The 21,700-nt window shown below is 63.1% G+C and carries 18 protein-coding genes; 12 read left to right on the top strand and 6 right to left on the bottom strand.

Annotated features, from left to right (window positions below):
* Positions 1 to 218 precede the first annotated feature (218 nt).
* Positions 219 to 2,411 carry a 5-methyltetrahydropteroyltriglutamate--homocysteine S-methyltransferase gene (locus tag AC1RBA_RS13490; RefSeq protein WP_492418615.1) on the bottom strand — a complete coding sequence of 731 codons (2,193 nt, stop codon included), beginning with the start codon at positions 2,409 to 2,411 and terminating at the stop codon, positions 219 to 221.
* 118 nt (positions 2,412 to 2,529) lie between these two features.
* On the opposite strand from AC1RBA_RS13490, the gene AC1RBA_RS13485 reads away from it, so the two are divergent.
* The 5 genes from AC1RBA_RS13485 to AC1RBA_RS13465 all read left to right on the top strand — a co-directional run bounded on the left by AC1RBA_RS13485 (position 2,530) and on the right by AC1RBA_RS13465 (position 7,903).
* Complete coding sequence (locus tag AC1RBA_RS13485; RefSeq protein ID WP_070218999.1) at positions 2,530 to 3,438, top strand: LysR family transcriptional regulator; 909 nt, start codon at positions 2,530 to 2,532, stop codon at positions 3,436 to 3,438.
* 129 nt (positions 3,439 to 3,567) lie between these two features.
* On the top strand, positions 3,568 to 4,053 hold the full coding sequence (locus tag AC1RBA_RS13480) for a phasin family protein (RefSeq protein ID WP_230504244.1): 486 nt from the start codon (positions 3,568 to 3,570) through the stop codon (positions 4,051 to 4,053).
* A 222-nt stretch (positions 4,054 to 4,275) separates the two neighbouring features.
* Complete coding sequence (locus tag AC1RBA_RS13475; RefSeq protein WP_034783723.1) at positions 4,276 to 5,454, top strand: acetyl-CoA C-acetyltransferase; 1,179 nt, start codon at positions 4,276 to 4,278, stop codon at positions 5,452 to 5,454.
* Between the two features lie 144 nt (positions 5,455 to 5,598).
* Positions 5,599 to 6,339, top strand: a complete 741-nt coding sequence (gene phbB, locus AC1RBA_RS13470) for an acetoacetyl-CoA reductase (protein ID WP_070219113.1) — start codon at positions 5,599 to 5,601, stop codon at positions 6,337 to 6,339.
* Between the two features lie 118 nt (positions 6,340 to 6,457).
* Complete coding sequence (locus AC1RBA_RS13465) at positions 6,458 to 7,903, top strand: hypothetical protein (RefSeq protein ID WP_492418613.1); 1,446 nt, start codon at positions 6,458 to 6,460, stop codon at positions 7,901 to 7,903.
* On the opposite strand, the gene AC1RBA_RS13460 is transcribed toward AC1RBA_RS13465, so the two are convergent.
* On the bottom strand, positions 7,840 to 8,460 hold the full coding sequence (locus AC1RBA_RS13460; RefSeq protein WP_230504240.1) for a LysE family translocator: 621 nt from the start codon (positions 8,458 to 8,460) through the stop codon (positions 7,840 to 7,842). The two genes, AC1RBA_RS13465 and AC1RBA_RS13460, sit on opposite strands and share 64 nt — an antisense overlap.
* 153 nt (positions 8,461 to 8,613) lie before the next feature.
* On the opposite strand from AC1RBA_RS13460, the gene AC1RBA_RS13455 reads away from it, so the two are divergent.
* The 4 genes from AC1RBA_RS13455 (at position 8,614) to AC1RBA_RS13440 (ending at position 11,186) form a co-directional block, all read left to right on the top strand.
* Positions 8,614 to 9,096, top strand: a complete 483-nt coding sequence (locus AC1RBA_RS13455; RefSeq protein WP_034783718.1) for an Lrp/AsnC family transcriptional regulator — start codon at positions 8,614 to 8,616, stop codon at positions 9,094 to 9,096.
* 82 nt (positions 9,097 to 9,178) lie between these two features.
* On the top strand, positions 9,179 to 10,135 hold the full coding sequence (pip, locus tag AC1RBA_RS13450; RefSeq protein WP_070219002.1) for a prolyl aminopeptidase: 957 nt from the start codon (positions 9,179 to 9,181) through the stop codon (positions 10,133 to 10,135).
* A 112-nt stretch (positions 10,136 to 10,247) separates the two neighbouring features.
* Positions 10,248 to 10,688, top strand: a complete 441-nt coding sequence (locus AC1RBA_RS13445; protein WP_070219003.1) for a DUF2721 domain-containing protein — start codon at positions 10,248 to 10,250, stop codon at positions 10,686 to 10,688.
* A gap of 42 nt (positions 10,689 to 10,730) precedes the next feature.
* Positions 10,731 to 11,186 (top strand): hypothetical protein, encoded by a 456-nt coding sequence (locus tag AC1RBA_RS13440; RefSeq protein WP_099408108.1) that lies wholly within the window; start codon positions 10,731 to 10,733, stop codon positions 11,184 to 11,186.
* Position 11,187: 1 nt separating this feature from the next.
* On the opposite strand, the gene AC1RBA_RS13435 is transcribed toward AC1RBA_RS13440, so the two are convergent.
* Positions 11,188 to 11,769, bottom strand: a complete 582-nt coding sequence (locus AC1RBA_RS13435) for an SRPBCC family protein (protein WP_492418610.1) — start codon at positions 11,767 to 11,769, stop codon at positions 11,188 to 11,190.
* A gap of 159 nt (positions 11,770 to 11,928) precedes the next feature.
* Between AC1RBA_RS13435 and AC1RBA_RS13430 the strand changes: the two genes are divergently transcribed.
* A complete protein-coding gene (locus AC1RBA_RS13430) occupies positions 11,929 to 13,974 on the top strand; it encodes an NADPH-dependent 2,4-dienoyl-CoA reductase (RefSeq protein ID WP_070289414.1) in 2,046 nt (681 codons plus the stop codon).
* Between the two features lie 80 nt (positions 13,975 to 14,054).
* On the opposite strand, the gene AC1RBA_RS13425 is transcribed toward AC1RBA_RS13430, so the two are convergent.
* From AC1RBA_RS13425 to AC1RBA_RS13415, 3 genes are all read right to left on the bottom strand, one after another.
* Positions 14,055 to 15,764, bottom strand: coding sequence for a cation:proton antiporter domain-containing protein (locus AC1RBA_RS13425; protein ID WP_070219007.1), 1,710 nt, complete (start codon positions 15,762 to 15,764; stop codon positions 14,055 to 14,057).
* A 209-nt stretch (positions 15,765 to 15,973) separates the two neighbouring features.
* Positions 15,974 to 17,095, bottom strand: a complete 1,122-nt coding sequence (locus tag AC1RBA_RS13420; protein WP_409027445.1) for a beta-ketoacyl-ACP synthase III — start codon at positions 17,093 to 17,095, stop codon at positions 15,974 to 15,976.
* 197 nt (positions 17,096 to 17,292) lie between these two features.
* Entirely contained in the window at positions 17,293 to 18,735 is a 1,443-nt protein-coding gene (locus AC1RBA_RS13415) for a S41 family peptidase (protein ID WP_070289417.1), read from the bottom strand.
* A 367-nt stretch (positions 18,736 to 19,102) separates the two neighbouring features.
* On the opposite strand from AC1RBA_RS13415, the gene AC1RBA_RS13410 reads away from it, so the two are divergent.
* Positions 19,103 to 19,324 (top strand): hypothetical protein, encoded by a 222-nt coding sequence (locus AC1RBA_RS13410; protein ID WP_492418607.1) that lies wholly within the window; start codon positions 19,103 to 19,105, stop codon positions 19,322 to 19,324.
* A gap of 176 nt (positions 19,325 to 19,500) precedes the next feature.
* The gene (locus AC1RBA_RS13405) at positions 19,501 to 21,576 is read left to right on the top strand and encodes a M13 family metallopeptidase (RefSeq protein ID WP_070289420.1); all 2,076 of its coding nucleotides are present in this window, start codon (positions 19,501 to 19,503) and stop codon (positions 21,574 to 21,576) included.
* The last annotated feature ends 124 nt before the right edge of the window (positions 21,577 to 21,700 follow it).

The raw sequence follows: 21,700 nt of genomic DNA, 5'->3' as shown, positions 1-21,700 counted from the left end.
TCAAAGTGAAACTGCGGCAGGCCAGATGTTCCGTACGGCAACAATGGGAGCAGTAAATTTCTTGCATTCTACTGCAAAAAAATCAGCGTCAGGGGCCTGGCGCATGCTATTCCGCAGGGCAATACCTACTTCATGTCAAAAAAAACGGGCGGCGCCCCGGAAAACCGGTGCGCCGCCCCGAAAGCCGCCGCCCATGCGCCCTCAGGCGCCATGTCCGATTACGCTGCGCGCATCTGCCGTGCCGCCTCGACCATATGACGCAACGCTGTTTCCGTTTCCACCCAGCCACGCGTCTTCAAGCCGCTGGCTTTTTGCAGTAATGTCACCATGTCGACGGCGGTGGGGATGCGCGGCGAGTGGATGCCGTACACGCCGGGGCCGATTTCGTTCGAGTATTGGAACTGGACTGAGCCCGTCAGCGGTTTCACGTCCGAGCGATTCGTCTCTATCGTGATGACGTCGGCATCCATGGCGGCGATCTGCGGCAGGATGTCGTTGAACTCGGCATAGCACATGTGGGTGTGGATCTGCGTCGTGTCGCCGACCACCGAGGCGGCGATGCGGAAGGCGCGCGTGGCCCAGTCCAGATAGGCGTCCCACTGGCCGCGGCGCAGCGGCAAGCCTTCGCGGATGGCCGGCTCGTCGATCTGGATGATGCCGATGCCGGCCGTTTCCAGGTCCTGCACTTCGTCGCGGATGGCCAGGGCCAGCTGCAGCGCCGTGGCGGCGCGCGGCTGGTCGTCGCGCACGAACGACCATTGCAAGAGCGTCACCGGGCCCGTCAGCATGCCCTTCATCGGTTTGCTCGTCAGGCTTTGCGCATGGGCCGTCCATGCGACCGTCATGGGGGCCGGACGCTGCACGTCGCCGTAGATGATGGGCGGCTTGACGCAGCGCGAGCCGCACGATTGCACCCAGCCGTGACGGGTCAACACGAAGCCGTCCAGCTGCTCGCCGAAGTAGTCGACCATGTCATTGCGTTCCGCTTCGCCATGCACGAGCACGTCCAGGCCCAGCGCTTCCTGGCGGCCCACGGCGTGGGCGATTTCGGCGCGGATGGCCGGCGTCTGCGGGAAGGCGCCAATGGTCGTCGTCGGGAAGTCGGGCAGGCGCAAGCGTGCATGCTGCGCGGCCTGGCGCAACGGGAAGCCGGAATCGCGGCGGTCGATGGTGGGCGACAGCGTCTGCAGGCGCTGCGCGACCGGCGCACGGTGCACGCGGGCGCTGCCACGGCGGCCGACAATGGCCAGGCGGGAAACGGCCAATGCGGCCAGCGCGTCGTCGTCGGGGGTGCCCGCCAGCGCGTCCTTCAGCAACGCAAGTTCCGTGAGTTTTTCCGTGGCAAACGCCAGCCAGCTCTTGATGTCGCCATCGAGCGCCGTCTCTGCTTCCAGGCTGAACGGTACGTGCAGCAGTGAGCACGACGGCGCCAGCCACAGGTGCCCGTTGCGCTTGGCGGCCAGCGGCTGCAGCACGGCCAGGGCAGCGTCGAGGTCGGTACGCCAGATATTGCGGCCATCGACTATACCGATCGACAAGACTTTATGCGCGGGCAGCCAGTCCGTCACGCTGATCAATTCATGCGGCGCGCGGATGCCGTCCACGTGCAGGCCGGCCACGGGCAGGCGGCATGTCAGGCTGAGGTTTTCTTCCAGCGGCGAGAAATACGTGGCCAGCAGGATATTGACGCCCACCTGGTTCAGCTGCCAGTAGGCGCTTTCAAAGGCACTGCGCCACGCATGGGGCAAGTCCAGGCCCAGGATCGGTTCGTCGAGCTGCACCCACGTCACGCCTTGCTGCTTGAGGCGGTCGAGCAGGGCGCCGTAGACGGGCAGCAATTGTTCCAGCAGCGCCAGGCGCTCGAAGCCCGGGGTCTTTTCCTTGCCCAGCCACAGGAAGGTGAGGGGGCCGATCAGGGCCGCCTTGACCTGGTGGCCGAGCGCCTGCGCCTCGGCCACTTCCGCCAGCAGGCGCTCGCACGCCAGCGAAAATTGGGTGTGCGGCGACAATTCGGGCACCAGGTAATGGTAATGGGTGTCAAACCACTTGCTCACTTCCAGCGCATGGCCGTGGCGGCAGCCGGAATGCTCCGCTTGGCTTGCACCGCCGCGCGCCATCGTGAAATAGCGCGACAGCGGCGATTGTTCCGCGCCGAAATCAAAACGCGCCGGCTCGCAGCCCAGCAGCTGGATATGCCTGGCCACGTGGTCGTAGAAGGCGAAGTCGCCCACGGTGACGTAGGCCAGGCCCGCGTCCCTTTGCACGGCCCAGTGGCGCGCGCGCAATTGCTGGCCCGTCGCTTCCAGCGCCGCCTCGGACAGCTCGCCGCGCCAGTGGCTTTCCAGCGCCAGTGTCAGCTCGCGCGCGGCGCCGATACGGGGAAAGCCAAGGATGTGCGTACGAATGGGCATGATGTCATCGAGATTTAATGTGAATGCGCTAGAGTGTGCGGCAACTTGGTCTATAATCAAAACGAAACATTTTGCCGAATAACATGAAAATATTTCACGTACAGCCCCCACTTTTCCGATGCTAGAAATTCGCCACCTGCGCACCCTGAGTGCCCTGCGTTCCTCCGGCAGCCTGGTGCGCGCCGCGCAGCTGCTCAACCTGACCCAGTCGGCCCTGTCGCACCAGATCCGTTTGCTGGAAGAGCGCTACAAGGCGCCCCTGTTCGAGCGCAAGTCGATGCCGATCGCCTTCACGGCCACGGGCAGCCGGCTGCTGGAGCTGGCCGACAAGCTGCTGCCCGAGATCGAGCTGGCCGAGCGCGACGTGGCGCGTTTGTCGCAGGGCGACAAGGGGCAGTTGCGCGTGGCGCTCGAATGCCATACCTGTTTCGACTGGCTCATGCCCGTGATGGATGCGTTCCGTCAGCGCTGGCCGGAAGTGGAAATCGACCTGGTGTCGGGTTTTCATAGCGAGCCGGCCGACTTGCTGCGTTCGGGCGAGGCGGACCTCGTGATCGGCTCGCCGTACGGCCCCGATTTCACCGTGTTTCCCCTGTTCCGCTTTGAAATGCTGGTGGTGATGGCGCAGAAGCACCGGTTGCAGGCGCAGCGCCGCCTTGCGGCGAGCGACTTTACGGGCGAGACTTTGATTACCTATCCCGTGCCGGAAGAGCGCATCGACCTGATCCGCGAAGTGCTGAAGCCGGCCGGCATCCAGTTTGAACGCCGCACTGCCGAATTGACGGTGGCCGTGCTGCAACTGGTGGCGAGCCGGCGCGGCATCGCCGCCTTGCCGAACTGGGCCATCAAGAATTACGTCGATTACGATTATGTGGTGGCGCGCCCGGTGGGCGAGCATGGCTTGTGGAGCGATTTGTACGTGTCCGTGCCGGAGCCGTTGCAGGACAAGGCCTATGTGCGCGATTTCGTCAGCGTGATACGCGAGCAGTGCGCGGCTACGCTCGATGGTATCAAGTTGTTGTCTTGATCAACGTTGAGGTGGAAACAAACCAACAGCAAAGCTTGATAAATATCAAGGTTCAGCAATGAACCACCGCTTACAGTTGAGCACTGTGCGGCGCAACATGGCGCTGCCTACTCTTTGGGGAGGAACGACATGTTTTCATTTTCCGAACAATGGGCATTGGCTGGCAAGGCCGTGGTGGAAGCGCAATTGATCAGCGCGCAAGCGTATGCCCAGGCCGCCGTCGACAGCGGCGCCAACGTGCTGGAGTTGCAGCTCGATGCGGCCCGCGCGGCACTGGCTGCCGCTACGGTGGCGGGCAATCAGCTGCTGTCCGTGAAGGATACGCAAGCGCTGCTGCAACTGTCGCGCACCCAATCGCAACTGGCCATCGAACGCATCGGTGCATATGGCCGCCAGGCAAAGGATGTTGCTCAAGAAACCCAGGAGAAATTCGATACCGTGACAAAGGGTGAGTTTGCTGCATCGCGTCAAAAATTTGGCGAGCTGTTGCAGGTGGTAAAGCAAACACCCGTACCCCTGATTATTCCCTTCAATAATTTTCTAAAAACCACTTTCGGCGGTGCCGATGAAGGGTATGATAAAAATAAAAACACGCGTCCTGCTCGCCAGGCCTAAGCGTTTTGCGGCCCGGCAGCGGCTATCCGCCGCGCCAGGTTGCCCGCCGCCACCGCAAGCAGGCTGTCATCGCCGCCGCCAGCGGTGCGGCGCTGGAACTGCGGCGCATGCCGCGCTAGAATGAAACGCAGCTTGCTGTGTCTTCCCGGATTCACTGGATTCCAATTGGATTCTATTAGCACCTTGACCTTGGCCCTCGTGGCCAGCATATCGGAGAAATAAATGGATGATGTCGTAATCGTGGCCGCCGGCCGTACCGCAGTCGGCAAATTCGGTGGCAGTCTGGCCAAGATTCCTGCGTCCGAACTGGGCGCGCATGTAATCAAGGGCTTGCTGGCACAAACCGGCATCGACCCGAACCTGATCGGCGAAGCCATCCTGGGCCAGGTGCTGACGGCCGCCGTCGGCCAGAACGCCGCGCGCCAGGCCGTCATCAAGGCTGGCTTGCCCAGTTCCATCCCGGCATTCACCATCAACAAGGTCTGCGGCAGCGGCCTGAAGGCCACGCACCTGGCGGCGCAAGCGATCAAGTGCGGCGACGCCAACATCATCATCGCCGGCGGTCAGGAAAACATGAGCGCCTCGCCGCACGCGATGAACGGTTCGCGCGACGGCTTCCGCATGGGCGACTTCAAGATGATCGACACCATGATCGTCGATGGCCTGTGGGACGTGTACAACCAGTACCACATGGGCATCACGGCGGAAAACGTCGCCAAGAAATACGAAGTGACGCGCGCCGAGCAGGATGAATTCGCGCTGCAGTCGCAGCTGAAGGCGGAAGCGGCGCAAAAGGCGGGCAAGTTCAAGGATGAAATCCTGCCGCTGGAAATCGCCAACAAAAAAGGCACGGTCGTCTTCGACAGCGACGAATACATCAAGCCCGGCTCGACCCTGGAATCGCTGGCCGGCCTGCGCCCTGCGTTCGCCAAGGACGGCACCGTCACGGCCGGCAATGCATCGGGCCTGAACGACGGCGCCGCCGCCGTGATCATGATGTCCGCTTCGCAAGCGAAGGAACTGGGCTTGAAGCCGCTGGCGCGCATCAAGGCTTATGCCTCGTCGGGCCTGGACCCGGCCGTCATGGGCATGGGCCCCGTCTCTGCCTCGCGTCTGTGCCTGAAAAAAGCCGGCTGGACGCATGAAGAGCTGGACCTGATGGAAATCAACGAAGCGTTTGCCGCGCAAGCGATTGCCGTGAACAAGGAAATGGGCTGGGATACCAGCAAGATCAACGTGAACGGCGGCGCGATCGCCATCGGCCACCCGATCGGCGCCTCGGGCGCGCGCATCCTGGTCACCCTGATCCACGAAATGATCCGCCGCGACGCCAAGAAAGGCCTGGCAGCGCTGTGCATCGGTGGCGGCATGGGTGTCGCTTTAGCGATCGAGCGCGATTAAGTAGCTGGCACCGAATCCCGCCGTCGCGCGCAGTGCGTGACGGCGGGGTTCGCGGCGGTACGCCGCTGTAATTCTCGGCGGAACTGGGTTGCTTTCACTAAATAATTAACTTTTTGGCAATAGAACGACACTGAGGGGATGAAAATGGCAAGAGTTGCATTGGTAACTGGTGGCATGGGTGGTCTGGGCGAAGCGGTGTGTTTTAAGCTGGCGGCGCTCGGCTATCGCGTGGTGACCACATATTCCCCAGGCAATCCGAAGGTTGAGGAATGGCTGGCGACGACCAAGGACATGGGCTACGACTTCAAGGCATATCCGTGCGACGTGGCCGACTACGATTCGGCCGCTGCCTGCGTGGCGGCAGTGGAAGCGGAAATCGGTCCTGTCGATGTGCTGGTGAATAACGCCGGCATCACGCGCGACATGACGTTCAAGAAGATGGACAAGACGAACTGGGATGCCGTGATGAGCACCAACCTCGATTCCGTCTTCAACATGACCAAGCCCGTCTGCGACGGCATGGTGGAACGCGGCTGGGGCCGCATCATCAATATCTCGTCCGTGAACGGCCAGAAGGGCGCTTTCGGCCAGACCAACTATGCGGCCGCGAAAGCGGGCATGCATGGTTTCACCAAGTCGCTGGCGCTGGAAGTGGCGCGCAAGAACGTCACCGTCAACACCATTTCGCCAGGCTACATCGGCACCAAGATGGTCATGGCGATTCCGCAGGAAGTGCTCGACAGCAAAATCATCCCGCAAATTCCGATGGCGCGCCTGGGCAAGCCGGAAGAAGTGGCCGGCCTGGTCGCCTACCTGGCTTCCGATGAAGCGGCGTTCGTCACGGGCGCGAATATTTCGATCAACGGCGGCCAGCACATGTCGTAATCGTTGTTGAAGTAAAACAGAAAAGACAGCTGCGGCTGTCTTTTTTTATGCTTGCCAGCAAAACAAGGAGATCGCCGGATTTGCCTTAGAATCAGCATTTCTCCACCGCATCATCTCCATGACCCTTGTTCCCGCCTTGCGCCGCGCCAGCGTGGCCGCCATCCTTTTCCTGTGCGCCAGCGCGGCCCAGGCCAGCGTCGCGTTCCACATCACGGTGGTTACCGAGCGCGTCAACCAGCCCGGCGTGAAAACCAGCCTGCCCGCGCGCGAGACGCAGGACAGCGATGTCGTGCTGGGACCGCATTACCTGAGCGTACGCGATGGCAAGCGCTTGTCCGTGCTCGACTTTGCCACGCGCCGCCGCCACGTCATCGATACGGCGGCGTCCACCTACGACACGTATTCGCTGTTTGACGTGGCGGGCTTTCGCGCCGCCGAGCTGCGCCACCGGCAGGGGCTTGGCGGCATGCTGAAGGCGGGCGGCCTGGAGCAGCACGCAACGCCTCGCGTGTATGAGGAGCAGGCTTTGTCGGTGCTGGACAACAAGCGGCGCGGCGCTCTGCAGCCGCAAGTGCTCGACGGCGCCGTGCTGTGGTCGCTTGACGGGCAGCCCCTGCTGCGCCTGGGGATCGCGGGCAGTCCCGTCAGCGGCGACGACGCGACGGCGTTTGCCCAGTACCTGCGCTACACCTGGGGCGGTCATCCGCTGGTGCTGAAGATGCTGGCCGACGGCAAGCGCATTCCCGCCGACTTCACCTTGCATTACCAGGAGGTGGGCGGCGCGGTGACGCGGCAGTTCCGCATCAGCGCCGTGACGGCGGGCGCACCGGCCACCTATACCTTGTCCGCCTACCGGCCCCGTCCGCTGGCGGCCGATGCGCCCCCACTCGAGCGCGTGCTGGCGCAGGCGGCGCTGTTACCGCCGCCGGGACCCCAGGCGCCTCAGGCACACCCTGCGCTGCGGGCCGAAGCGGAAAAACTGTTTGCCACCGACCAGCCTTTCGAGGCTTTCTTGACCATGCTGGAAGACCATTTTTCCACAGGCGCGCTGGTGGAAAAGCTCACGGCCCGGCAGCAGCAGGCCATGCAGGAATGCCAGCCCATCCACGATTTGACGCGGGGATTGCTGGCCAAGGACCAGCAGGGTATCGCGGCCGCGATGGCCACCGTGCAGGAGCTGAGAAAGCAAACGGGGATGGAGCAGCCCGTGCTGGCCTTGTTCGAGGGGAATTTGCGCGCCAAGCTGGGGCAATGGCCGCAAGCGACGGCCTTGTATCTGCAAGTGCTGCAGGCAAAACCGCAGATGGCGGCCGTGTACCAGGACCTGGGCGACGCCTTGCTGGCGCAGTTCGATGCGCCGAACGCCTGGCGCAGCTGGGATGCGGGGCGGGCGATGGCGCCGGCGCTGCGGCAATTTCGCAAGGTTAACGACCTCGAGCGCAGCCTGCTGAACGATTACCCCGCCTTCTTTGCCGGCGGAGCGCCGCTGCCGCCGACAGTTCAGCCCAGCACCAGCCGTCCGGCCAGCAAGACGAAGACGGTGGGCAGCACGAACTTGCCGTAAGGCGAGGGTTTACCGCGCAGGCGGCGCGCCAGACGCGCGGCCAGCACGGCGTAGATGGCGTCGAACAGTAATCCCACCAGCACCAGGATGGCGCCCAGGCGCAGGTATTGCAGGCCCACGCTGTCGCTGCCCATGACGAATTGCGGCAGGAACATGCTGCAAAACAGCAGTGCCTTCGGATTGAGCAGATTCGTCAGGAAGCCGCGCACCAGGCTGGCACGGGCGCTGTGCGCCGTGGCGGGGGCGGCTTTCTCCTCCGTTGTTTTGGCCGACAGGGCCGACTGCAGCAGGCGCAGCGCCAGGTACAGCAGGTAGGCGGCGCCCGCCCATTTGACCCACTGCAAGGCTTGCGGATGCGTGACCATCAGCGCCGCCAGGCCCGCGCCCGATAGCGCCACGTGCACGGCGCGCGCGCCGGCGATACCCAGTGCCGTCACCAGTGCCGTGGCCACGCCGCGCGCGGCGCCCGTCGCCAGCACCAGCGCCATGTCGGGTCCCGGCAATAAAAAGGCGCCGGCCAGTGCCAGCAGGTACATCAGGAAGGTAGAATCGGACATGGCTCAGTCGAAAAGAAAAGCGGGAGCATGCGCACGCTGCAGCCTGCTCGCCGGGCCCCATTATGTTCTTGACGCGATGAAATGTGCTTGCTTTTCCTGCCCTGCATGCCCTAGTATTCGGGTAGATTCCACTCGTATCAAAACAAAAATTAGATGAAAATTCCAGAAGTTAGCCTCGACGCCACCGATTTGCAGATACTCAGGCTGCTGCAGGATGAAGGACGGCTGTCCAACGCGCGCCTGGCCGAGCGCTTGAAGCTGAGCGAAACCCCCGTCTGGCGCCGTTTGCGCCGCCTGGAAGAGGAAGGGTTTATTACCGGCTACCAGGCTTTGCTCAACCGCAAGAAGCTGGGCATCGGCCTGGTGGCGTTCGTACGCGTCGTGTTTGCCAACCATGGCGGCGAGCAGCCGTCGCAGTTCGAGCAAGCCATCGCGACGATTCCCGAAATTCTGTCGTGCCACAATGTGGCGGGCGAAGCCGATTATTTCCTGCAAGTGGTGGCGCGCGACCTGGAAGCGTATGGCGAATTCGTCTCGACCGTGCTGCGCCGCCTGCCTGGCGTGGCGGAAATCCAGTCCAGCCTGTCGATGCGCGAAATCAAGTCGTCGAACCGCCTGCCCTTGCTACTGGCCTGAGCCGGCGGCGGCGCACTATAATTGGAACAGTTGCCAGGCCTCATGCCTGGCGCCCTGACCGCCATTCCAAGGACCGCTCGCCATGCCCGATTCTTTGTCACCCCTGTTTCCCGCCCTGACGCCGAACCGGCACGGCATGCTGGCGGTCGATGACATCCACACCATTTACTGGGAAGAGTGCGGCAACCCCGACGGCATTCCCGTGCTGTTCCTGCATGGCGGCCCGGGCGCGGGCCTGTCGCCGCAGCACCGCCGCTTTTTTGACCCGCAGCGCTACCGCGTGATCCTGTTCGACCAGCGCGGCGCCGGCAAGTCCACGCCGCTGGGCGAATGGCGCAACAACACGACGCAGCTGCTGATCGAGGACATCGAACGCCTGCGCGCCCAATTCGGCATCGCCCAATGGCTGGTGTTTGGCGGCTCCTGGGGTTCGACCCTGGCGCTGGCATATGGCCAGGCGCATCCGGCGGCCTGTCTCGGTTTCGTGCTGCGCGGTATTTTCCTGTGCACGCAGGCGGAAATCGACTGGTTCATCGAAGGCGTGCGCTGGTTTTATCCGGAACTGTACGAGGAATTCGCCGCCCCGATTCCGCTCGAGGAGCGGGGCGACTTGCTGGCGGCTTACGTGCAACGCATCCTCAGCAGCGACCCGGCCGTGTACTGGCCGGCCGCGCGCGCCTGGAGCCGCTTCGAAGGCCGCCGCGTGTATCTGATGCCGCAGCCGGAAGACGCGCCGAACGATGCGCTGGATCTGGGCGTGGGCCGGCTCGAATCGCATTACATGGCCAATCTCGGTTTCTTCGAAGAAGACCAGCTGATCCGCAACATGGGACGCATCGCGCATTTGCCGGCCGTCATCGTGCAGGGACGCTACGACGCCATCTGCCCGCCGCTGTCGGCCTACCGCCTGCAGCAAGCCTGGCCTGGTTCCCAGCTGGAAATGATTCCCGACGCGGGCCATGGCGCGCTCGAGCACGGCATCGCTTCGGCGCTGGTGCGCGCCACCGAGCGCTTTGTGCCGGGGCGCGGCTTCGCATGACCTTGCAACACGCCGGTTGGCAAAGCGGCCAGCCGGCGTGCGCCACCTGCTACACTATGGCCTGTGCTGGCGCCAGGGTCGGGCGCCGGTGTGAACCCACGACTTTTTATCCATGAACATACAGATCGGCGACATCGGCCATATCATCCAGCTGGCGATTGCGCCGGTTTTCCTGTTGACCGGTATCGGCACCATGCTGGTGGTACTGACCAACCGCCTGGGCCGCATCATCGACCGCACGCGCGTGCTGGAAGACCGGCTCGACATCGGCTACAACGATTTCTATATGGATGAGCTAGATACCCTGTATCGGCGTACCCATCTGATCAATTATTCGATTTCGCTGAGCACGGCGTGCGGTTTCTTCGTCTGCGTCATCATCGCCATGCTGTTTTTGGGCGATATTCTGAACCTGACCCTGGACAAATACATCGCGGCCTTCTTTGTGCTGGCCGTGATTTGCCTGATCGGCTGTTTTATTTATTTACTGCGCGAAATTTACCTGGCTGCCAGGGCCCAGCGCATCCGGCGCCATATCCGCCCGCCCCGCTAGGCGGCGCGCCGGTTTACCCTACTATTGAAGAACGAGTCCAGCATGCACGATTACAAACGTCCCCCCACCCTGCACCGCTACGGCCAGCGCAGCGAACTCGAGCTGGCGCTGAGCCTGGGCCAGTTCCGCCTGATGCCAGCGGGCAATTGTTTGACCCTGAGTTTTTCGCAAGTGTGGGACAAGCAACTGTTCGACCTGTTTGCCCCGGCCGACGCTTGTTTGATCATCCACAATACGGAAGAATTCGGCGAACGCCTGCACCGCGCCGTGCAGCGCACCTTGCCCAGCTGGGCCGGCATCGACGGCCTGGTCGAATACGGCCAGCGCGCGGCCCTGGGCGCCGCCTTCACCAAGACGCGCGCCGAAGCGCCCGAACAGGAATGGCTGTTCGCCTGGCGCTCGATGCAGCCGCAAGCGAGCCTGAACCCCGTCACCGTAAAACTGGGCAGCCTGGAAAACTTCGCGGAAATCCGCGACCGCGACACCTATCTGGCTTGATTTAACCTGCCTTTTCCGCGTGCTGGCTGTCGATGCGGGTGAGTACGGCCGCCATCATGCGTTCGATATCGCCGCGTATCATGGTCGTGCCCAGCATGCCGGGCACATAGAAGCCCGGCATCAGCCGGCTGGAAAAGACGATGCGCGTGCCGCCCGTCTCGGGCACGGGAGACAGTTGCCAGCGCGATTCGTAATGCCGCATGTCGCCCGAGATCAGGGCGATGTCGATGGCCGTGATCGGCGTTTCCGTGGCCCGCACCACCAAGTGGATGGGGTGGTTCATGAACAGGAAGCGCGCCATGCCCTGCTGCTCGATGATGACTTCATTGCCGTTGCGCGACAGCACGCGGCAGGAACTGAGGTCGGGCACGAATTCGCTCATGCGCTCGTAGGTGGTCAGGGTCTTCCACACGGAGGCCGGCGGCGCCTGCACGCTGCCGCTGGCATCGACTTCATACATGCGCTGCCCGTCGACCTCGATGCGCTTGACCTCGACCTTCAGCTTGTCCAGGCGTATGGCCTGTGCCGGCGCGGTAGCGGGGACGGCGCACAGCATCAACAGGCAGAGGAAGAGTCGCTTCATGCCACCTAGCCTACGGGAAAGTACCGCCCGGCACAAGCTGTACGCACCGCCGTCGGGCGCGCGGGGCGATTTAGAACTCCCGGTCTAGAGAAAGTCGCTGCGGCGAGCGGCAATGCTTGCTACCGTACGGCCTGCAACCACCTTACCGGACCGATCACCATGACTGCCTACCCCCATCTGCTGGCCCCGCTCGACCTGGGTTTTACCACCTTGCGCAACCGCGTCATCATGGGGTCCATGCACACGGGCCTGGAAGACCGTTTTTATCATTATGGCAAGCTTGCCGCGTTTTACCGCGAACGGGCACGCGGCGGCGTGGGGCTGATCGTCACGGGCGGCATCTCGCCGAACCGGCAAGGCTGGCTGCTGCCGTTCGGCGGCACCTTGAACTTCCTCGGCGACGTGCCCAACCACCGCAAGGTCACGCGCGCCGTGCACGAGGAGGGCGGCAAGATCGTCATGCAGATTCTGCACGCGGGCCGCTATGGTTATCAACCGTTCGTCGTCTCGGCATCGGCCAAGAAATCGCCGATCTCGCCGTTCCGCCCCCGTCCCCTCACGGAACGGGGCATCGAGCGCACCATCTGCGACTACGTGCGCTGCGCGCGCCTGGCGCAAAAGGCCGGCTACGACGGCATCGAAGTGATGGGCAGCGAGGGCTATTTATTGAACCAGTTCCTGTGCGCGCGCACGAATCTGCGCCAGGACCGCTGGGGCGGCACGATCGAGAACCGCATGCGCCTGCCCGTGGAGATCGTGCGCCGCATCCGCGCCGCCGTCGGCCCCAACTTCATCATCATGTACCGGCATTCCTTGCTCGACCTGGTCGAGGGCGGCAATACCTGGGACGACGTGGTGACGGTGGCCAAGGCGCTGGAACAGGCGGGCGTGACCATTCTCAATACCGGCTTCGGCTGGCATGAGGCGAGGGTGCCCACCATCGTCACCTCGGTGCCGCGCGCCGCGTTTGCCAGCGTGGCGGGCCGGCTGCGCCGCGAAGTGACGATTCCCGTGGTGGCGTCGAACCGCATCAACATGCCGCACGAGGCCAATGCCATCCTGGAGCGGGGTGACTGCGACCTGGTGTCGATGGCGCGCCCCTTCCTGGCCGACCCTGACTTTGTCGCCAAGGCGGCAGCGGGCCGCGCGGACGAGATCAACACCTGCATCGGCTGCAACCAGGCCTGTCTCGACCACACCTTTGCCAACAAGCGCGCCAGCTGCCTGGTCAACCCGCGCGCCTGCCATGAAACGGAACTTGTGTACGCGAAAAAAGCCGTGCCGCGCCGCGTGGCCGTCGTCGGCGCCGGGCCGGCCGGCTTGTCGGCCGCCACCGTGGCCGCCGAATGCGGGCACGAGGTGACCCTGTTCGACAGCAGCGACAGCGTGGGCGGCCAGTTCAAGGTGGCCATGCAGATACCGGGCAAGGAAGAGTTTACGGAAACCATCCGCTATTTTGCCCGCCGCATCGCCTTGTCGACTATCAAGCTGCGCCTGGGCCAGCGCGTCACGCGCGAGCAATTGCTGGCCGGCGGTTATGACGACGTCATCATCGCCACCGGCATCAAGGTGCGCCTGCCGGCCATTCCCGGCATCGACCATCCGACAGTGCTGTCCTACCTGGATGTGCTGCAAGCCAAGAAGCCCGTGGGCGCGCGCGTGGCCATCATCGGCGCGGGCGGCATCGGTTTCGACGTGGGAGAGTATTTGCTGCACGACCCGGCGCACCCGCTGCCGCAGCCCGTATCGACCTGGGCGGGCGAGTGGGGCGTGGACTTGAACGCGGCGACGGGCGGCGGCCTGGTGCCGCCCGTGGCGCCCCATCCCGTGCGGCAAATCTTTCTGTTGCAGCGCAAGACGTCGAAAGTGGGCGCGGGGCTGGGCAAGACCTCGGGCTGGGTGCACCGCGCGGCGCTGGCGCGCAACGGCGTGGCCATGCTGGCCGGCGTCACCTACGACAAGATCGACGGGCAAGGCTTGCACATCACCGTCGGCGGCGAGCAGCGCCTGCTGGCGGTGGATAACGTCATCATCTGCGCGGGTCAGGACAGCCTGACGGAACTCATGCCGCCAGTCGACAAGGATGGCAAGCCGCTGCTCGCGGGCGGTCCCCGTTTCCACAAGATCGGCGGCGCCGCGCTGGCGGCGGAGCTCGACGCCAAGCGGGCGATACGGGAAGGGGCGGAGCTGGCGGCACGTTTGTAACCCTGAAAAAAAACCGGGGTCGGACCCTCAGGGTCCGACCCCGGCATTTGCATGGGTCACAGATTCGGCATCAAAGAGCCTTAATGGCCATGCCCCTTGCTGGCCGTCTCAAAACTCTGCAGCACGTGCTCGGCCATGCCATTGGCCAGTTCGTGCTCGCCGATAAACACCTTGCCCGCGTTTTCCGCGCGCAGCAATTCCGCCTCTTCCTCGCTGTGCGTGCGCACCACCGTCAGGATGTGCGGGTTCAGCGCGCGCGCCGTCTCGATCATAGCGCGCACGTGGAAGGTGTCCGGCGTGGCGATGACGAGCATGGTGGCGTGCGTGATGTGCGCCTGGATCAGTACGGCCGGTTCGCCCGCATTGCCGGCCACGGCCGGGATGCCCTGCTTGCGCAGCTGATCGACGATTTCGCGGTTTTCCTCTGCCACGACAAAGTGGATGCCCCGTTCCATCAGGGCGGCGGCGATGCGCCGGCCCACGCGGCCGTAGCCGACCAGCACGATCTGGCCCGACAGCTTTTCCTGCGGCACCGTCATCGGCAGCTCGGCCAGCGGGTCCGTGGTGCGTTCGAACTTGCGCGCGAAATCGCTGTTGCCGATCACGCGCAGCAGCGGCTTGGCCATGCTGAAGACGAGCGGGTTGAGGGCGATCGACAGGATGGCGCCGGCCAGGATCAGGCTTTGCCCTTCCTGCGGCATCAGGCCCAGCGACAGGCCCAGGGCGGCCAGGATGAACGAGAATTCGCCGATCTGCGCCAGGCTGGCCGAGACGATGATGGCCGTTTTCGGCGGATAGCGCAGGGCCATCACCAGCAGGAAGGCGGCGATCGACTTGCCGAAGATAATGATCGCGCACACGGCCAGCACTTGCAGGGGCTTGTCGATGAGGATGGTCGGCTCGAACAGCATGCCGACGGACACGAAGAACAGCACGGCGAACGCGTCGCGCAAGGGCAGGGACTCTTCCGCGGCGCGGTGACTGAGTTCCGATTCGCGCAGCACCATGCCGGCGAAGAAGGCGCCCAGCGCGAACGACACGCCGAACAGCTTGGTCGAGGCGTAGGCGATGCCGACGGCGGCGGCGATCACGCACAGGGTGAACAGTTCGCGCGAACCGGTGCGCGCCACTTGCCACAGTATCCACGGGAACAGCTTGCGGCCGACGACCAGCATGAAGATGATGAAGCCGGCCACTTGACCCAGGGTCACTGCCAGGGTTTGCCACAGGCTGACGGCTTCGGCATCGGGCGCGGCCTTGCCGCCGAGCACACTGGCGAACGCCGGCAGCAGCACGAGGACCAAGACGGTGACCAGATCTTCCACCACCAGCCAGCCGACGGCGATGCGGCCATTGAGCGAGTCGAGGATGCCCCGTTCTTCCAGCGCGCGCAGCAGCACCACGGTACTGGCCACGGACAGGGCCAGGCCAAAGATCAGCCCGCCACCGAGGGTCCAGCCCCACCAGTGGGCCAGGCCCATGCCCATCGCTGTGGCGACGCCGATCTGCAGGATGGCGCCAGGCAGCGCGATCTTGCGCACGTCCCACAAATCTTCGATGGAAAAGTGCAGGCCGACACCGAACATCATCAGCATCACCCCGATTTCCGCCAATTGTCCCGCTATTTCCGCATCCGCCACAAAACCGGGCGTGGCCGGTCCGATGATGATGCCGGCGGCCAGATAGCCGACCAGTGCCGGCAGTTTCAGGCGCGCGGCGATGAAGCCGAAGATGAGGCCGAACCCGAGGGCGGCGGCGATGGTGGTGATCAGGCTGATGTCATGGGGCATGCGTGTGGGGTTCCTTATGGGGACGTGCGGGTAGAAAAAGATGTTGCTCAGCGACCAAGTATAAACGCATCAAAGCCCTTGCCGGAATGTTCCTGCGGCTTTATCGCAAAAAACCTGTGCTATATCTTCGTCCAGCAGGAAGCGAACGCCCGCCTATCCATCACGAACATCGCCTAATTCAGCAATCAGGCGATGTTACACCCAGGCGCTCAGAGCTTGCGCACGACCACGCAGCCGATGGAATAGCCGGCGCCGAACGAGCAGATGACGCCGGTGCTGCCTGCCGCCATGTCATCCTGATATTTATGGAAGGCGATGATGGAACCGGCCGACGAGGTATTCGCGTAGGTGTCGAGGATCACGGGCGCTTCGTTCTCTTGCGCGTCGCGGCCCAGGATCAGGCGCGCGATCAGCAGGTTCATGTTCAGGTTGGCCTGGTGCAGCCAGTAGCGGGAGACTTGCGCCACTTCCACGCCGGCCTTGGCCAGGGTCGCCTTGATCATCTCGGCGGCCATCGGGCACACTTCCTTGAAGACCTTGCGGCCTTGCTGGCGGAACAATTTGTCGGCCTTGCCCACGCCGGACTCGTCAAAACGGTTGAGGAAGCCGAAATTGTTGCGGATGGCGTTAGAGAAGCGCGTTTTCAGTTCCGTGCCGATGATCTCGAACTGGTGCTGCGAGACGGCCGTGTCCTTCGCTTCGACGATGATGGCGGTGCAGGCGTCGCCGAAAATGAAATGGCTGTCGCGGTCGCGCCAGTTCAGGTGGCCGCTGGTGATTTCCGGATTCAAGACCAGCACGGCGCGCGCCTGGCCGCTTTGCACGGCGGCCACGGCTTGCTGGATGCCGAAGGTGGCGGACGAGCACGCCACGTTCATGTCAAAACCATAGCCATCGATGCCGAGCGCATCCTGCACTTCCACGGCCATGGCCGGGTAGGCACGCTGCATATTGCTGCACGCTACCAGCACCATGTCGATGTCGGCCGGCGTACGGCCGGCGCGCGCCAGGGCGTCTTTGGCGGCGGCGACGGCCATTTCCGCCTGCAAGGACAGTTCGTCATCGCCCCGTTCCGCAATGCGCGACACCATGCGCGCCGGGTCGAGGATGCCTTCCTTTTCCATCACGAAGCGCGACTTGATGCCGGACGCCTTTTCGATGAAGGCCACGCTCGACAGTTCCAGCGCCGTCACCTCGCCCGCGGCGATCGCGTCGGCGTTATCGGCATTGAACTTTTCCGCGTAGGCATTGAAGCAGGTGACCAGCTCTTCGTTGGAGATCGAAAAGGGCGGCGTATACAGTCCGGTACCGCTGATGACGACTTGTTTCATTGTTAAACTTTCAAATTTGGCAATCGACGTGGCGCCGATAAGTGAAGCAAATTTTACACAAACGGGCTCGACTGTAGAGAGTTTCGTGTTGCGGGGGAGGGGGAAGTGTGGCGGAAGATTGATTTTTGTCGCGTGGACGGGTGCTGGGGGTATTGCGTGTGATGGGGTCAGACCCGGCGGGTCTGACCCCAAACTGCCTACTTTTTCTGTTCTTTCTTGACGTCGGCCTGCACCACCACCGGTTCGGCCTTGGCCAGCTGCACCGGCAAGCCCTTCAGATGGTTCAGCGCCTGGTGCAATTGAAAATCGTCCTGGCTGCCAAATTCCAGCGGCTTGCGGGTCTTTTCCAGGGCGATGATGCGCAATTGCTCTTCCATCTCGTCGTTGACGGGCGCGGCCTTGGCACTTTCTTGGTCGCGGTCGTTGCTCAGGTGCTTGGTCAGGTCCGCTTCGCGGATGCGCAAGCCGTTCAAGCCGTCACCGTCCGCATTCTCATCGACCAGCAGGTCGGGCACGATGCCCTTGGCCTGGATCGAGCGGCCGTTCGGCGTGTAGTAGCGGGCCGTCGTCAGCTTGACGGCCGTGTCGGCCGTCAGCTGGCGGATGGTTTGCACGGAACCCTTGCCGAAGGTTTGCGTGCCGATGATGGTGGCGCGCTTGTAATCCTGCAGGGCGCCGGCGACGATTTCCGAGGCCGAGGCCGACCCCGTGTTGACGAGCACCACCAGCGGTACTTTCTTGATGGCGGCCGGCAATTTCGCCAGCGCGTCGCCTTCCGAGCGGAAGGTATAGTATTCGGCGCGGCCGTAGAACACCTGTTTCGAGTCCGGCAACTGGCCGTTGGTCGAGACGATGGCCGCGTCCTTCGGCAGGAAGGCGGCCGAGACGCCGATGGCGCCCTGCAGCACGCCGCCCGGATCGTTGCGCAGGTCCAGCACCATGCCCTTGATGTTCGGGTCTTGCTGGTATAGCGCCGTGATCTGCGCGGCCATGTCGTCGACGGTCGGTTCCTGGAATTGCGATACGCGCAGCCAGGCGTAGCCGGGTTCGACCATCTTCGCCTTCACGCTCTTTTGATGGATTTCCTCGCGCGTGATGGTGAACGCCAGCGGCTGCGGTTCATCCTTGCGGGCAATGGTCAGCGACACCTTGGTGCCCGGTTCGCCGCGCATGCGCTTGACGTTATCGTCCAGGCTGACGCCTTTCACGGGCTGGCCATCGAGGCGGGTGATCAAATCGCCGGCCTTGATGCCGGCGCGGTAGGCGGGCGAATCCTCGATGGGCGAGACGATCCTGATGTAGCCGTCTTCGCTCAGGCCGATTTCGATGCCCAGGCCGACGAACTTGCCTTCGGAGCCTTCGCGCAGCTCGGCATAGGCTTTCTTGTCCAGGTAGGCGGAATGGGGGTCGAGCGAGGCGACCATGCCGGCAATGGCGTCTTCCAGCAGTTTTTTGTCTTCCACCGGCTCGACGTAATCGGACTTGATCAGGCCAAACACGTCGGCCAGCTGGCGCAGCTCTTCCAGCGGCAGGGGCGGCTCGACGGTTTTTTGCGCCATGGCGGAAAATTGCAGCGACACGGCGACGCCGGCCACCACGCCCAGGCCGATCAAGCCGGTATTTTTGAGTTTGCCCATCATTGCACCTTTGCAGCTAGCGTGTCTTGCACAAGCGCCAGTCCCCGTGGAGCGGCGCTTTGTTGAAAGTATAGACCTGAATCTCTGCCGGCGCGGGCCGGCCGCGGAAAAAGCATGCCTTGGCCCAGTCTACGCGCGAAAACGGGGCTGTCAGCTTGCCATATGTTGCGGTTTTGTATGCGATGTATAGGGGGTCTTGAGGGGAGTAAGCATTTGTAAGAGTCGAAAAAAAGCGTGTGCGGCGGCCCTATAGTGGACTCGCATTCTCGACCCGAAGTGGTTTTGCCTGCGTCCGCGGACGCAGGCTTTTTTTTGTCGGCGGGCTCAAGCTCATTTAGACTGGCGCTTCTTCCTTGGCAGCGGATAAAAGATGTTAACTGATTTGCAGGCACGTGCCGCGCTCACAGCGCTGATTGAAAAGTATCTGCGGGGGCGGGATCCCGATGCCGGCCTGCTGATCGACATCGTTCAGGATCCGTCACGGCAAGTGCCGATTCGGGGTGTGCTCGAAGATATCGGACAGTTCAACGGCACGCAGTTCACGCAACAGGAGCTGGCGCTGATCGACGACTTGCTGTATCTGTATGGATAAACGTGTGAATATACCTTGAGCCTGGCCGAACTGAGCGGCGATTCCCGGGCAGTTCCCGGGGCAAGGATGGTCAAATGGCATGGCCGCGTGCTACATTCCCGTAGCGCCCGGCGCGACGGGCTATCCGCCCGCAGCTATCTGCCCGGTCTTTTTGACATGCCCCATAAGGACAATTCGTGAATCGCTATCTCTTAAGCAGTCTGACCCTGACCCTGTTGGCTGCGTTTGCCCATGCCGCCGAACCCGTATCCGCCGTGGCCGCGCCGACCGTAGCCCCGAGCGCCGCGCCTGCCGCCGCCGGCGTCGTTTCCGGCATCGACGTGCAATACATCGACCCCGCCGTGCGCGTGCAGGATGACTTCTTCACCCATTTGAACGGCAAGTGGCTGGCCACGACCGAGATTCCTGCCGACAAATCGAGCTGGGGTTCGTTCGCCAAGCTGCGCGACGACACGACGCCGCAGTTGCGCGGCATCATCGAGTCCACGCAACAGGACAAGAACAAGAAGGCCGGTTCCGAAGCGCAGAAGATTGCCGACCTGTACGCCAGCTACATGGATGAAGCCAAGCTCGAAGCGCTGGGCACGAAGCCGCTGGCCGGCGAACTGAACCGCATCCGCTCGCTGCGCGACAAGAAGGGCGTGCCCGCCCTGATCGCCCACCTGAGCCAGACGGGTGTTTCGACCCCGTATGCCGTGTATGTGGGCCAGGATGCGCGTGCCTCGACCAAATATGCGGCGTATGTGAGCCAAAGCGGCCTGGGCATGCCCGACCGCGACTATTACCTGGAAGCCAAGCAGGCGGGCGTGAAGGAAAAATACCAGGCGCACGTGGAAAAAATGCTGGCCATGGCGGGCGACAAGAACGCCGCCGCCCGCGCCAAGGCCGTCGTTGCCCTGGAAACGGCTCTGGCCGAAGTGCAATGGACCAAGGTCGAGAACCGCGACCCCGTCAAACGCTACAACAAGACCGACATCAATAAACTGAACGACCTGACCCCGGGCTACGACCTGAAGTCGGGCCTGGCCGCCCTGGGCATCGCCAACAAGGTCGATTACGTCATCGTCAACCAGCCGAGCTACCTGGCCGGCTACGACAAGGTGCTGGCCGCCACCGACCTGGATACCCTGAAAGCGTATTTCGAATGGCAGTTGCTGCGCAGCTACGCCAGCTACCTGTCGAAAAACTTCGTCGACGAGAGCTTTGCCTTCTACGGCACGGTACTGAGCGGCGTGACGGAAAACCAGCCGCGCTGGAAGCGTGGCGTGGGTGCCGTCGAAGGCGTGCTGGGTGAAGCCGTCGGTAAGCTGTATGTGGCGCAATATTTCCCGGCCGAGCGCAAGGCGCACATGCAGGAACTGGTGAAAAACGTGCTGGCCGCCTACAAGGACAGCATCGACACCCTGGACTGGATGAGCCCGGAGACCAAGAAAGAAGCGCAAGCCAAGCTGGCCAAGTTCACGCCGAAGATCGCGTATCCGAACAAATGGCGCGATTACACGAAGCTGCAAATCGTCCAGGGCGACCTGGTGGGCAACATGATGCGCGCCGCCAACTTCGGTTCCGCGCGCCAGGTGGCCAAGCTCGGCAAACCGATCGACCGCGAAGAGTGGGGCATGACGCCGCAAACGGTGAACGCCTATTACAGCTCGACGATGAATGAAATCGTCTTCCCCGCCTCCATCCTGCAGCCGCCGTTTTTTGACGCCAACGCGGACGATGCCGTCAACTATGGCGCCATCGGCGCCGTCATCGGTCATGAAATCAGCCACGGCTTCGACGACAAGGGCAGCCAGTCCGACGGCGACGGCAACCTGCGCGACTGGTGGACCCCGGCCGACCGCAAGAACTTTGCGGCCAAGGCCGACGCGCTGACCAAGCAGTACGACGGCTACAGCCCATTGCCGGGCTATCACGTCAACGGCGCGCTGACCCTGGGCGAAAACATCGCCGACAACTCGGGCGTGGCGATCGCCTATAAAGCGTACAAGATCTCGCTGGGCGGCAAGCCGGCGCCTGTGCTGGACGGCCTGACGGGCGACCAGCGCTTCTACATGGGCTTTGGCCAGGTGTGGCGCAGCAAGATGCGCGAAGCGCAGCAGATCGTGCAGATCAAGACCGACCCCCATTCGCCGGGCCAGTACCGCGCGAACGGCACCATGGTCAACCAGCCTGGCTTCTATGAAGCGTTTGGCGTGAAACCGGGCGACAAGATGTATGTCGCCCCGGAAAACCGCGTGATCATCTGGTAAGTGTCATCCGACATACCGATGGCGCTCACCATGTTGTCGGCTTACGCCCGCCGGGTTAAGCCGACCTACGTCATGTAAACGTTATCTTGTCACAACAAAAGAGACCACCGCGCGTGGTCTCTTT

Source organism: Janthinobacterium sp. GW823-FHT03B06 (assembly GCF_058796955.1).
Note: the sequence above shows the minus strand (reverse complement) of the source record. Positions and strands in the feature narration are given on the sequence as shown.